The sequence below is a fragment of the Streptomyces triculaminicus genome (genome assembly GCF_017349075.1).
Lineage (GTDB): Bacteria > Actinomycetota > Actinomycetes > Streptomycetales > Streptomycetaceae > Streptomyces > Streptomyces triculaminicus.
Genome location: NZ_JAFMOF010000004.1, coordinates 623,678 through 636,376, shown reverse-complemented (window position 1 = coordinate 636,376; position 12,699 = coordinate 623,678). Strand labels below are relative to the sequence as shown.

At 72.5% G+C, this 12,699-nt stretch carries 8 protein-coding genes; 3 read left to right on the top strand and 5 right to left on the bottom strand.

All coding sequences use genetic code 11. The annotated features are described in order from the left end of the window. Window positions 1–30 precede the first annotated feature (30 nt). Window positions 31–2,604, bottom strand: coding sequence for a DEAD/DEAH box helicase (locus tag J1792_RS26445; RefSeq protein WP_179198904.1), 2,574 nt, complete (start codon window positions 2,602–2,604; stop codon window positions 31–33). A 73-nt stretch (window positions 2,605–2,677) separates the two neighbouring features. Here J1792_RS26445 and J1792_RS26440 point away from each other — a divergent pair, with 73 nt between their 5' ends. Next, the gene (locus J1792_RS26440) at window positions 2,678–3,469 is read left to right on the top strand and encodes a metal-dependent hydrolase (RefSeq protein WP_207248348.1); all 792 of its coding nucleotides are present in this window, start codon (window positions 2,678–2,680) and stop codon (window positions 3,467–3,469) included. 56 nt (window positions 3,470–3,525) lie between these two features. On the opposite strand, the gene J1792_RS26435 is transcribed toward J1792_RS26440, so the two are convergent. Both J1792_RS26435 and J1792_RS26430 read right to left on the bottom strand, forming a co-directional pair. Continuing rightward, complete coding sequence (locus tag J1792_RS26435) at window positions 3,526–5,307, bottom strand: ABC transporter ATP-binding protein (protein ID WP_086570316.1); 1,782 nt, start codon at window positions 5,305–5,307, stop codon at window positions 3,526–3,528. Between the two features lie 72 nt (window positions 5,308–5,379). Then, window positions 5,380–7,185 carry an ABC transporter transmembrane domain-containing protein gene (locus tag J1792_RS26430; protein ID WP_207248347.1) on the bottom strand — a complete coding sequence of 602 codons (1,806 nt, stop codon included), beginning with the start codon at window positions 7,183–7,185 and terminating at the stop codon, window positions 5,380–5,382. 148 nt (window positions 7,186–7,333) lie between these two features. Between J1792_RS26430 and J1792_RS26425 the strand changes: the two genes are divergently transcribed. Beyond that, the gene (locus tag J1792_RS26425) at window positions 7,334–8,947 is read left to right on the top strand and encodes a peptide-N4-asparagine amidase (RefSeq protein ID WP_207248346.1); all 1,614 of its coding nucleotides are present in this window, start codon (window positions 7,334–7,336) and stop codon (window positions 8,945–8,947) included. Window positions 8,948–9,047: 100 nt separating this feature from the next. Here J1792_RS26425 and J1792_RS26420 read toward each other — a convergent pair whose 3' ends face one another. After that, complete coding sequence (locus J1792_RS26420; RefSeq protein ID WP_086566247.1) at window positions 9,048–9,485, bottom strand: MarR family winged helix-turn-helix transcriptional regulator; 438 nt, start codon at window positions 9,483–9,485, stop codon at window positions 9,048–9,050. 138 nt (window positions 9,486–9,623) lie between these two features. Between J1792_RS26420 and J1792_RS26415 the strand changes: the two genes are divergently transcribed. After that, window positions 9,624–11,420 (top strand): ABC transporter ATP-binding protein, encoded by a 1,797-nt coding sequence (locus tag J1792_RS26415; protein ID WP_207248345.1) that lies wholly within the window; start codon window positions 9,624–9,626, stop codon window positions 11,418–11,420. 59 nt (window positions 11,421–11,479) lie between these two features. On the opposite strand, the gene J1792_RS26410 is transcribed toward J1792_RS26415, so the two are convergent. Continuing rightward, window positions 11,480–12,652: an SGNH/GDSL hydrolase family protein gene (locus tag J1792_RS26410; protein ID WP_086566245.1), complete on the bottom strand. Its 1,173-nt coding sequence runs from the start codon at window positions 12,650–12,652 to the stop codon at window positions 11,480–11,482. Between the last annotated feature and the right edge of the window lie 47 nt (window positions 12,653–12,699).

Sequence of the window (12,699 nt, the reverse complement as noted above, 5' to 3'; positions counted from 1 at the left end):
GGGCCCGCGCCCCGGCCCGCGAAGGGGAGGCTACAGCTGACCGACGTCCATGACCCGCACCACCGCGCGGCCTTCCTCGTCGGACGCCGCGAGGTCCACCTCGGCGGTGATGCCCCAGTCGTGGTCGCCGTTGGGGTCGGCGAAGGTCTGCCGGACCCGCCACAGCCCGTCCTCCGGGCGCTCCTCGATGCGCAGCAGCTTCGGGCCGCGCGCGTCGGGGCCGGTGCCCAGCTCCTCGTACTCGTCCCAGTAGGCGTCCATCGCCTCGCCCCAGCGCTCCTCGTCCCAGCCGGACTCGGCGTCCATCTCGCCCAGCTCGCCGACCTTGTCCAGGGCGGCCAGCTCCACCCGGCGGAAGAGGGCGTTGCGCACCAGCACCCGGAAGGCGCGGGCGTTCGCGGTGACCGGCTTGACCTGGTCGGCGCGCTCCTGCGCCTGCTCCGCCGTCTCCTCCCCGGGGTTCGCCAGCTGCTCCCACTCGTCCAGCAGGCTGGAGTCGACCTGGCGCACCATCTCGCCCAGCCAGGCGATGAGGTCCTCGAAGTCGTCGGACTTCAGGTCGTCCGGCACGGTGTGGTCCAGCGCCTTGTAGGCGCTCGCCAGGTAGCGCAGCACGATGCCCTCGGTGCGGGCGAGGTCGTAGTGAGAGGTGAACTCCGTGAATGTCATGGCCCGCTCGTACATGTCGCGGATGACCGACTTCGGCGACAGCGGGTGGTCGCCGACCCACGGGTGGCTCTTGCGGTAGACGTCGTAGGCGTGGGTGAGCAGCTCCTCCAGGGGCTTGGGGTAGGTGACGTCCATGAGCCGCTCCATGCGGTCCTCGTACTCGACGCCGTCCGCCTTCATCGCCGCGACCGCCTCGCCGCGCGCCTTGTTCTGCTGGGCGGCGAGGATCTGGCGCGGGTCGTCCAGGGTGGACTCGACCACGGAGACCAGGTCGAGCGCGTAGGACGGCGACTCGGGGTCGAGGAGCTCGAAGGAGGCGAGCGCGAAGGTCGACAGCGGCTGGTTGAGCGCGAAGTCCGCCTGCAGGTCGACCGTCAGCCGGACGATGCGGCCCTCGGCGTCCGGCTCCTCGAGCCGCTCGACCACGCCGCCGTCCAGCAGCGAGCGGTAGATGGCGATGGCCCGGCGGATGTGCCGCAGCTGGCTCTTGCGCGGCTCGTGGTTGTCCTCGAGCAGTCGGCGCATGGCGTCGAAGGCGTTGCCCGGCCGCGCGATGACCGCCAGCAGCATCGCGTGGGTGATCCGGAAGCGGGAGGTGAGCTGCTCGGGCTCGGCACCGATGAGCTTTTCGAAGGTGCTGTCGGTCCAGTTGACGAAGCCCTCGGGGGCCTTCTTGCGGACCACCTTGCGGCGCTTCTTCGGGTCGTCGCCCGCCTTGGCCAGCGCCTTCTCGTTTTCGACGACGTGGTCGGGCGCCTGGGCCACGACGAATCCGGCCGTGTCGAAGCCGGCCCGCCCGGCCCGGCCGGCGATCTGGTGGAACTCCCGAGCCCGCAGCGTCCGCACGCGCTGGCCGTCGTACTTGGTCAGGGCGGTGAACAGCACCGTGCGGATCGGCACGTTCACGCCGACGCCGAGCGTGTCCGTACCGCAGATGACCTTCAGCAGGCCGGCCTGGGCCAGCCGCTCCACCAGCCGCCGGTACTTGGGCAGCATGCCCGCGTGGTGCACGCCGATGCCGTGGCGGACGTAGCGCGAGAGGTTCCGGCCGAACTTGGTGGTGAAGCGGAAATTGCCGATGAGCTTGGCGATCTCGTCCTTCTCCTCGCGCGAGCACATGTTGATGCTCATCAGCGCCTGGGCCCGCTCGACGGCGGCGGCCTGCGTGAAGTGCACGATGTACACCGGCGCCTGGTGGGTGTGGAGGAGCTCGGTCAGGGTCTCGGTGAGCGGCGTCGCGCGGTACTCGTACGACAGCGGAACGGGCCGCGTCGCCGAGCGCACCACCGCGGTGGGCCGCCCGGTGCGCCGGGTGAGGTCCTCCTCGAAGCGGGAGACGTCGCCGAGCGTCGCGGACATCAGGATGAACTGCGCCTGCGGCAGCTCCAGCAGCGGGATCTGCCACGCCCAGCCCCGGTCCTGCTCGGCGTAGAAGTGGAACTCGTCCATCACGACCTGGCCGATGTCGGCGTCCTTGCCGTCGCGCAGGGCGATGGAGGCGAGCACCTCGGCGGTGCAGCAGATCACGGGGGCGTCGGCGTTGACCGAGGCGTCGCCCGTGAGCATGCCGACGTTCTCGGTGCCGAAGATCTTGCACAGGTCGAAGAACTTCTCCGAGACCAGTGCCTTGATGGGCGCGGTGTAGAAGGTGACCTGGTCGTTGGCGAGCGCGGTGAAGTGCGCGCCGGCCGCCACGAGGCTCTTGCCCGAGCCCGTCGGCGTCGAAAGGATCACGTTCGCGCCGGAGACCACCTCGATCAGCGCCTCCTCCTGAGCGGGGTAGAGCGTGATGCCCCGCTCCTCGGCCCAGGTCGAGAACGCCTCGAAGAGGGCATCGGGGTCGGCATGGCTCGGCATCTGATCGATAAGGGTCACACCCCCATACTGCCTGTCCCCCGCCCGGATCAGGGAACCGGCCGGTCGAACGATGATCATCCGGGCATTACGCTGAGTGGCCGACACGGCGTCACGACGGCCGGACGCCGGTGGACCAAGGGGTGGAACGACCATGATGGGACCGGCGCACTCGCTCTCCGGGGCCGCAGCCTGGCTGGGGGTGGGAGCCGCCGCGGCGGGCGTCGGTCACCCGATGCCCTGGCCCGTGCTCGTCATCGGGGCGCTGATCTGCGCCGGTGCGGCGCTCGCCCCCGACCTCGATCACAAGTCGGCGACGATATCGCGCTCCTTCGGCCCGCTCTCCCGCATCCTGTGCGGGATCATCGACCAGCTCTCGCACGCGGTGTACAAGGCCACCCGGGCCAAGGGCGACCCGCGCCGCAACGGCGGTCACCGCACCCTGACCCACACCGCGCTGTGGGCCGTGCTGATCGGGGCCGGGGCGTCGGCGCTGGCGGTGGCCGGCGGCCGCTGGGCCGTGCTCGGCATCCTCTTCGTCCATATGGTGCTCGCCGTCGAGGGGCTGCTGTGGCGGGCGGCCCGCACCTCCAGCGACGTCCTGGTCTGGCTGCTGGGCGCGACGAGCGCGTGGATACTCGCCGGGATCCTGGACCGGCCGGGCAACGGCTCCACGTGGCTGTTCACCGGGACCGGCCAGGAGTACCTGTGGCTGGGCCTGCCGATAGTCCTCGGCGCGCTGGTGCACGACATCGGCGACGCCCTGACCGTCTCGGGCTGCCCGATCCTGTGGCCGCTGCCCATCGCCCGCAAGCGGTGGTACCCGCTCGGCCCGCCCAAGGCCATGCGGTTCCGGGCGGGCAGCCGGGTGGAGGTGAAGGTGCTGATGCCGGCGTTCATGCTGCTCGGCGGCGTCGGCGGGCTCGGGGCCCTGGACCTCTTCTAGGGCGGGTCCGATGGGCCGGCCACGCCCTGGCCCGGGGCCCCGCGCGGCGCCGGCGGCTACCGGTGCCAGGAGCGCCACAGCGCCGCGTACGCCCCGCCCGCGGCGACCAGTTCGTCGTGGCTGCCCTGCTCGCTGACGCGGCCGTTCTCGGTCACCACGATCACATCGGCGTCGTGCGCCGTGTGCAGCCGGTGGGCGATGGCCACGACCGTGCGGCCCTCCAGCACCTTTGCCAGCGACCGCTCCAGATGGCGGGCAGCCCGGGGGTCCAGCAGCGACGTCGCCTCGTCCAGGATCAGTGTGTGCGGGTCCGCCAGGACGAGCCGCGCCAGCGCGATCTGCTGCGCCTGGGCCGGGGTGAGGGCGAGGCCGCCGGAGCCGACCTCGGTCTCCAGGCCCTTCTCCAGCGCCCGCGCCCAGCCGTCGGCGTCCACCGCGGCCAGCGCCGACCACAGGTCCCCGTCGTCGGCGTCCGTGCGGGCGAGCAGCAGGTTGTCGCGCAGGGATCCCACGAAGACGTGGTGCTCCTGATTGACCAGCGCCACATGACGGCGCACGCGCTCGGCCGGCATCCGCGCCAGCTCGGCCCCGCCCAGGGTCACTGTGCCGGTGCGCGGCGCGTAGATCCCGGCCAGCAGCCGGCCCAGCGTCGACTTGCCCGCGCCCGACGGCCCGACCAGCGCCACGCGGGTGCCCGGCCGGACGTCCAGACAGACGTCGTGCAGCACGTCGGCGCCCGCCAGGTACCCGAAGCGCACGTCCGCCGCGCGCACGTCACGGCCTTCGGGGCGGACGCGTTCGTCCGCCGGTTCGGGCTCGATCTCGCGGATGCCCACCAGCCGCGCCAGCGACACCTGGGCGATCTGGAGCTCGTCGTACCAGCGCAGGATCAGACCGAGCGGGTCGACCAGCATCTGCGCGAGCAGCGCGCCCGTCGTCAGCTCGCCCACCGACAGCCACCCGCGCAGGACGAACCACCCGCCCAGGAGCAGGACCGAGGCGAGCAGCAGCGCGTGCGTCCCGTTGATCACGGGGAAGAGGACCGAACGCAGCCACAGGGTGTAGCGCTCCCACGCCGTCCATTCGGTGACCCGCCGGTCGGAGAGCGCCACCCGGCGGCGGCCCAGCCGGTGGGCCTCGATCGTCCGCCCGGCGTCCACGGTCTCGGCGAGCGCCGCGGCGACCGCCGCGTACCCCGCGGCCTCGGAGCGGTAGGCGCCCGGCGCCCGCCGGAAGTACCAGAGGCAGCCGGCGATCAGCAGCGGGAGCGCGATCAGCACGCACAGCGCCAGCGGCGGGGCGGTCACCGTCAGCGCGCCCAGCAGCAGCCCCGCCCAGACGAAGCCGATCGCCAGCTGGGGCACGGCCTCCCGCATGGCCTCGGCCAGACGGTCGACGTCGGTGGTGATCCGCGACAGCAGGTCCCCGGTCCCGGCCCGTTCCAGTACGCCCGGCGGCAGGGCCACCGACCGCACGAGGAAGTCCTCGCGCAGGTCGGCCAGCATCTGCTCGCCCAGCACCGCCCCGCGCAGCCGCACCATGCGGACGAACAGCGTCTGCACGGCCAGGGCGACCGCGAAGAGCGAGAGCGTGCGGCCGAGGTGGAGCTCCCGCGAGCCCGCCGAGAGGTCCTCGACGAGTTCGCCCAGCAGGTACGGGCCGACCATCGAGGCCGTCACCGCGACCGCGTTCACCGCCACCAGCACGGTGAAGGCCGTGCGGTGCCTGCGCAGCAGGTCGCGCACGTAGGCGCGTACGGTGGCCGGCCCGCCGACCGGCAGGGTGGTCGCGGATTCCGGTGCCGCCGGGTCGTACGCCGGCGGCGTGACTCCGATCATGCCGACTCCCTGATCATGCCGACCTCTCGATCATGTCCATTGCCCGATCGACGACCACGCCGAGACCGGCGATCATGCCGACTCCTCGGCCGGCTCGCGTTCGTCGGGCTTCGCGAGCCGGATGTCCGGTTCCTCGTCCGTCCTGCGGGTGACGACCGCGCGGTAAACGGGGTCGGCCCGCAGCAGTTCGCCGTGCGTTCCCGTCGCCGTGACGCGGCCGTCCCGCAGGAACGCCACCCGGTCCGCCCGGTCGAGCAGCAGCGGGCTGGAGGAGAACACCACCGTCGTGCGCCCCTGCCGCAGGGTGCGCACCCCGTCCGCGATCCGCGCCTCGGTGTGCGAGTCGACGGCGGAGGTGGGTTCGTCCAGCACCAGCGCCTCCGGGTCGGTCACGAGCGACCGGGCCAGCGCCAGCCGCTGGCGCTGGCCGCCGGACAGCGAGCGGCCGCGCTCGGTGATCCGGGCCCGGGCCGGGTCGCCGGCGGAGTCCGCCGAGGCCCGGGCCAGGGAGACCAGGACGTCCTCGCACTGTGCCGCCGCGAGGGCCGCCTCGGCCGTGACGTCCCCCGAGGACGGTACGTCCAGCAGTTCGGCGAGCGTGCCCGAGAGCAGCACGGGGTCCTTGTCCTGCACGAGCACCGCGGCGCGGGCGGCGTCCAGCGGCACCTCGTCCAGCGCGACCCCGCCCAGCAGCACGGAGGGGGTGCCGGCCGGGGCGTCCGCCGCGTGCCCGCCCAGCCGTTCGGCGAGCCGTCCTGCCGCGTCCGGGTCGCCGCACACCACCGCCGTCAGCCGCCCGGCCGGGGCCAGGAGGCCGCTCGCGGGGTCGTACAGATCGCCCTTGAGCGCTGGGACGGGCCCGTCGGCGTCCGCCGCGGACGCGGTGCGTTCCAGCCCCAGCACCCGGGCGGCGCGTTGCGCGGACGGCCGGGAGAAGGAATAGGCCATGGCGATCTCCTCGAACTGCCGCAGCGGGAACAGCAGGAAGGTCACCACGCCGTACACCGTGACCAACTCACCCATGCCGATCCGGCCGTCCTGGGCCAGCGTCACGCCGTACCAGACCACCGCGATCAGCAGCAGCCCCGGCAGCACCACCTGCACCGCCGCGATCAGCGCCCACATGCGGGCGCTGCGCACGGCCGCCTGGCGGACTTCCTGCGAGGCCTGCCGGTAGCGGGAGAGGAAGAGCTCCTCGCCGCCGATGCCGCGCAGCACCCGCAGGCCCGCCACGGTGTCCGACGCCAGTTCGGTGGCGCGTCCGGCCTTCTCCCGCTGCTCGTCGGCCCGTTCGGCGGCGGGTGGCAGCAACGGCAGGACGGCCAGGGCCAGTACGGGCACGCCGACCGCCACCACCGTACCCAGCGCGGGCTGGTGGACGACGAGGGCCGCGCACACCACCACCGTGGTGAACGCGGCCGAGGCGAAGCGCGACAGGGACTCCACGAACCAGCCGATTTTCTCGACGTCCCCGGTGGACACCGCGACGACCTCGCCGGCGGCCACCCGCCGGGTCAGCGCGGAGCCCAACTCGGCGGTCTTGCGCGCCAGAAGCTGCTGGACCCGTGCCGCGACCAGGATCCAGTTGGTGACCGCGGCGCGGTGCAGCATCGTGTCGCCCAGCGCGGTCAGCGCGCCGAGCAGCAGCATCAGCGCGCCGGCCGCGGCCAGCCGGGCCTGCGACCCGTCGATGACGGCCTGCACGGCCATGCCCACGGCCAGCGGGAACAGCGCCACGGACGCCATGTGGAGGGTGCCCCACAGCATGGCCCGTACCTGGCCGCCGAGCTGACGGCGCCCGAGCCAGAGCAGGAAGAGCGGACCCGACCGGACGTCCGGTCGACCCGGATCGGCATACGGAAGATCGCGAATCTGCATGGCATCCCGGCTTCGGCATGGTGGGGGCGGGGCCGTGCAAGGCTCGCGCTCCGCGAGCATCCGGTTCAACTGGTTTTTCCCCCGGAGCGGCGGATCAGGCCAGACCGCTACTGGTGTGACGCGCGGCGAAGCGCTTCACTCCTGCCCCATGAGACGACTGCTTCTCGTGCTGTGCGCCGCCGCACTCGGCCTGTTGACGGGCATCGGCCCGGCCTCGGCCGCGGCGCCCCCCGAATTCGGCACCGACTGGCACGACCCGGTCACCGCGGCCCCGCCCGTGGCCACCCCCGGCACGACCTCGTGCCAAGCGACCGTCGCCCAGACGGAGTTCCGCGACTACACGCCCTACAAGGGCACGTATCTGCCGCCCAAGGGCTGCGGCGATCGCTGGAACAAGGTGGTCCTGCGGCTGGAGGGCGCGGTGGCCGGACGGCAGTACGACCGCCTGGGCTATCTGCGGATAGGCGGGGTCGAAGTGCTGCGCACCTCGACTCCGGAACCGTCGCCCGAGGGCATCACCTGGAAGGTGGAGAAGGACGTCACCCGCTACGCCCCCACCCTGCGGGAACGGCAGCCCGTCGAGATGCTCATCGGCAACCTCGTCAACGAGACCTACACCGGCGTCATCAAGGTCAAGGTGACGCTGACGTTCTACAAGGCCGAGGGCCGCACCGAGCCCGCGCGGACCCCGGACAAGGTCCTCACCCTGGACGGCGCGCACCACGAGGGCGCGGCGTACGAGGGGAAGCTGACCACCCCCGCCAACAGCGAGCGGATCGTGGCGGAGGTCTACGCCACCGGTTCGGGCGGCGGCTGCGAGGAGTTCTGGTACCTCACCGTGCCGGACGCGGCGCCCTACTCGTGCAAGGCGAAGGACGGCCCCTACCGCGAGGTGCGGGTCTCGGTGGACGGGCGGCTCGCCGGCATCGCGGCGCCGTTCCCGACCGTGTGGACCGGAGGCTGGTCGAACCCCTTCCTCTGGTACGTGATCCCGGGCCCGCGCGCCTTCGACGTCCGGCCGCTGGAGTACGACCTCACCCCGTTCGCCGGACAGCTCAACGACGGCAAGCCGCACACCGTGGCGGTGTCCGTCGCGGGGGTGCCCGAGGGCCAGAGCGGCTGGAGCACCCCCGTCAACGTCCTGGTGTGGCAGGACGCCGGGTCCGACCGCGTCACGGGCGCGCTGACCACCCACCGGGAGGGCACTCCGGCCAACGCCACCACGTACGAGGCCGGCGACCGGCACCGGCTGACGTCCGACGGCGGACACGCGCTGACCGTCGCCGGCCATGTGAACACCTCGCACGGGCGGGTGACCACGACGGTCTCCCGTGAGGTCACGGGCACGTCCACGCACCGCTGGACCGACGGCGAGTCCGTGGACGCGCTCAAAGCCCGCTGGACCGACGACGAGAAGGTCACCGTCGCCGGGCGCGGCCCGGCCACCACGACCGCCGGCCATCGCGTCTACACCATGGACGGCGAGACGTCGGTCGGCGCGGGGGACCGTCTACGGACGGTCATGACGATGGGCGACCGCGCCGACAGCCTCACGCTGCGCGCCGGCGAGCGCGTCGGCTGGTCCCGTATGGACGACACCTACACGGGTGACGCCGCGTACAACCAGAACGTGCCGCGCGAGCAGCGCCACGCCACCGGGGTCTCGCGCGAGCGCTACCGCCTCCAGGGCCCGGGCGCCTGCTACGACCACACGCTGGCCACCGCTCAGGGCGAGCTGACGGAGGACCGGCACCGCTGCTGAGTGCGCCGACGCCGGGCGGGTCCGGGGGCCGGGAGCGGCTCCCCGGGCCCGCCCGGTCTTTCACGGGGGACGCGGGGGAACGCGGGGGAGGGGCCTCGCCTCAGGCCAGGCCGCGACCGGACAGGAGCGTGGCCAGCAGGCCTTCGAGCACGTCGCGCTGTCCGGCGTCCAGGGGGGCGAGGATCTCCTCGACGGCCGCACGCCGGGCGTTGCGCAGCGCGTGCAGGGTCGAACGGCCCTCGTCGGTGAGCTCTATCCGCGTCACGCGGCGGTTGGACTGGTCCGGCACCCGGCGCACGGCGCCGTTGGCCTCCAGGGCGTCGACGAGCGTGGTGACCGCCCGGGGCACGACCTCGAGGCGCTCCGCCAGGTCCGCCATGCGCGGGGGCGTGTCGTAGTGCGCGACGGTGCGCAGCAGCCGTGACTGGGCGGGGGTGATGCCGACCGGGTCCAGGTAGCGCTTCTGGGCGCGGTGGAGCCTGCGGGTCAGCCTCAGCAGTTGCTCGGCGAGCTGGCCGGACGTGTCGGGGGCCGTCATGATCACAGGGTATCAGGACTCTGTTCATTGTGAGCATAGGTAACAGTGAGCTATGCTCTGATACGGCGCCGGCATCTCGGGGCGCTCAGCGCGTCCGCACGTCTTTCGCCCACCGGACCGACCTCGTTGAAGGAGCCCATGCCTCACGACGAACCGAACTGGACACCACCTCCCGCGGACCCGGACCAGCCCGCCCAGGTGCGGCGCATCCTCCGCCTCTTCCACCCGTACCGCGGCCGGCTCGCCCTCGTCGGGCTGCTCGTGGCCGCGTCCTCCCTCGTCACGGTCGCCTCGCCGTTCATGCTGCGCGAGGTCCTCGACGACGCCATCCCCCACGGCCGCACCGGCCTGCTCAGCCTGCTCGCCCTCGGCATGATCGCCGCCGCGGTCGTCAACAGTGTCTTCGGCGTGCTGCAGACCCTGATCTCCACCACCGTCGGCCAGCGCGTCATGCACGACCTGCGCACCGCGGTCTACGGCCGCCTGCAGAGCATGCCTCTCGCCTTCTTCACCCGCACGCGCACCGGCGAGGTGCAGTCCCGCATCGCCAATGACATCGGCGGCATGCAGGCCACCGTGACCTCCACCGCCACGTCCCTGGTCTCCAACCTCACCAGCGTCATCGCCACCGTCGTCGCCATGGTGGCCCTCGACTGGCGGCTGACGGTCGTCTCCCTCCTCCTGCTGCCCGTCTTCGTCTGGATCAGCCGCCGCGTCGGCGACGAGCGCAAGAGGATCACCTCCGAGCGGCAGCACCAGATGGCGGCCATGGCCGCCATGGTCACCGAATCGCTGTCCGTCAGCGGCATCCTCCTCGGCCGCACCATGGGCCGGTCCGTGTCCATGACCCAGGCCTTCGCCGCGGAGTCCGAGCGGCTCGTCGCCCTCGAGGTGCGCACCAACATGGCCGGGAGGTGGCGGATGTCCACCATCGGCATCGTCATGGCCGCCATGCCGGCTCTTATCTACTGGGCCGCCGGCATCGCGCTGCGGACGGGCGGCCCCGGCATCTCCCTCGGCACGCTGGTGGCTTTCGTCTCCCTTCAGCAGGGCCTGTTCCGGCCCACCGTCAGCCTGCTCTCCACCGGCGTGCAGATGCAGACCTCCCTCGCGCTCTTCCAGCGGATCTTCGAATACCTCGACCTGCCGGTGGACATCACCGAGCCCGAGAAGCCCGTGCGGTTGGAGACCGTCCGCGGCGAGGTGCGCTTCGAGAACGTCTCCTTCTCCTACGATCCCCCCGCCGCCGCCCTCTCCGGCATCGACCTCTACGTCCCGCCCGGCGGCAGCCTGGCGGTCGTCGGCCCGACGGGTTCCGGCAAGAGCACCCTGAGCTATCTCGTGCCCCGGCTCTACGACGTCACCGGCGGGCGGGTCCTGCTGGACGGCGTCGACGTCCGCGACCTCGACTTCGACACCCTCTCCCGGGCGGTGGGCGTGGTCTCCCAGGAGACCTACCTCTTCCACGCCTCCGTCGCCGACAACCTCCGCTTCGCCAAGCCCGACGCCACCGACAAGGAGATCCAGGCGGCCGCCGAGGCGGCCCAGATCCATGACTACATAGCCGGCCTCCCCGAGGGCTACGACACCCTGGTCGGCGAGCGCGGCTACCGCTTCTCCGGAGGGGAGAAGCAACGCCTGGCCATCGCGCGGACGATCCTGCGCGACCCGCCCGTGCTCATCCTCGACGAGGCGACGAGCGCGCTCGACACCCACACCGAGCACGCCGTGCAGCAGGCGATCGACGCGCTGTCCGCCGGGCGCACCACGATCACCATCGCGCACCGGCTCTCCACGATCCGCCACGCCGACCAGATCGTCGTCCTCGACCGTGGCCGCATCACCGAACGCGGCACCCACCAGGAACTCCTCGCCGACGACGGGCACTACGCCGCGCTGGTGCGCCGGGACACGCACCTGACGGCGAAGGTCTGAGGAGGAGGCACCACGTCCCGGAGCGGCCTCGCCGCCCCCCTCGCATGCGCACGAAGCGCTCAGAGGGAGCCGAGGTCGACGGCCCCGGCCATGACGCGGTAGCCGGCGTCGTTGGGGTGCTTGTGGTCGCCGCAGTCGTAGGCGGGGTGGAGCGTCTCGGGGTCGTCCGGCGAGGCCAGCGCGATGGCGAAGTCGGCCACCGCGTCGAACTCCCCGCAGGTGCGGATCCACGCGTTGAGCGCGGCGCGCTTCTCCTCGGAGCGCGGGGTGTGGTACTCCGCTCCCTTGAAGGGCAGGAGCGTCGCCCCGATCACCCTGACGCCCCGGTCGTGCGCCCGCTTGATCAACTGCCGGTAGCCCTCCGTCAGTTCCTCCACGGAGACATCCGGGGCGGGCTTGTAGGTCGGCAGGTCGACCTCGCTGAAGCCGATGTCGTTCAGACCCGCGAGGACGATCACCGACCGGACGCCCGGAGTGTCGAGCACGTCGCGCTCGAAGCGCGCCAGGGCCGCCTCGCCGTACCAGGGCGAGTCGTTGAGCACGAGGTTGCCGCCGATGCCCGCGTTGACCACGGCCCATTCCCGCCCCGCCGCCGCGAGTCGCTCGGCCAGGGCGTCCGGGTAGCGGCGGTCGGCGCCGGCGGTGGAGCCGAAGCCGTCGGTGAGGGAGTCACCGAAGGCCACCACCGTCCCGCGGGGCGAAGCGCCGTCCCCCGCCAGCTCGATGCCGGCGAGGTGGTACCAGGAGCGGGTCCGCTCGCCGAACCCCGAGCCGTCGGCGGCGGTCGTACGGTCGCCGGGCGCGCGGTAGCTGTCGGTGTAGGCCTGGGCGTGGAACGTCGCGGGCCCGGTCGGGCAGGGGAAGTACAGGGTCACCGTGACGGCGTCGAAGCGCTCGGCCCGCAGCGGCGCCGCGTCGCTGACGGCCTCACCACCGGCCGGTATCACCACGGACGCCGCCCCGCCGAAGGTGAGGGGCCGGACCGTGCCCGGCCGCACGGCGGCGCCCCCGGCGGCCAGGGCGACGGTGGCGGCGCCGACGGTCAGCGGTCCGGTGCCGAAACGATTCGACAGGCGGATCCGTGCCGCGTCACCGCTTCCGTCGACCCGTACGACCTGACGCACGGACTGGTCGTCGAATCCGGTCTCGGACCAGTTCTCCTCGAAGCCTTCGCTGGGTCGCTGGACCGGGGCGGACCAGCCGGTGGACCAGAAGACTGCCGGGTTCGTCATGTGAGCGGGCCTTTCCCGAAGACGTTGCGAGGTGCTCCGCGAGCCGT

Coding starts and splice junctions, on each gene's coding strand:
- J1792_RS26445 (WP_179198904.1), bottom strand. CDS start 2,604: ATGATCATCGTTCGACCGGCCGGTTCCCTGATCCGGGCGGGGGACAGG.
- J1792_RS26440 (WP_207248348.1), top strand. CDS start 2,678: ATGATGGGACCGGCGCACTCGCTCTCCGGGGCCGCAGCCTGGCTGGGG.
- J1792_RS26435 (WP_086570316.1), bottom strand. CDS start 5,307: ATGATCGGAGTCACGCCGCCGGCGTACGACCCGGCGGCACCGGAATCC.
- J1792_RS26430 (WP_207248347.1), bottom strand. CDS start 7,185: ATGCAGATTCGCGATCTTCCGTATGCCGATCCGGGTCGACCGGACGTC.
- J1792_RS26425 (WP_207248346.1), top strand. CDS start 7,334: ATGAGACGACTGCTTCTCGTGCTGTGCGCCGCCGCACTCGGCCTGTTG.
- J1792_RS26420 (WP_086566247.1), bottom strand. CDS start 9,485: ATGACGGCCCCCGACACGTCCGGCCAGCTCGCCGAGCAACTGCTGAGG.
- J1792_RS26415 (WP_207248345.1), top strand. CDS start 9,624: ATGCCTCACGACGAACCGAACTGGACACCACCTCCCGCGGACCCGGAC.
- J1792_RS26410 (WP_086566245.1), bottom strand. CDS start 12,652: ATGACGAACCCGGCAGTCTTCTGGTCCACCGGCTGGTCCGCCCCGGTC.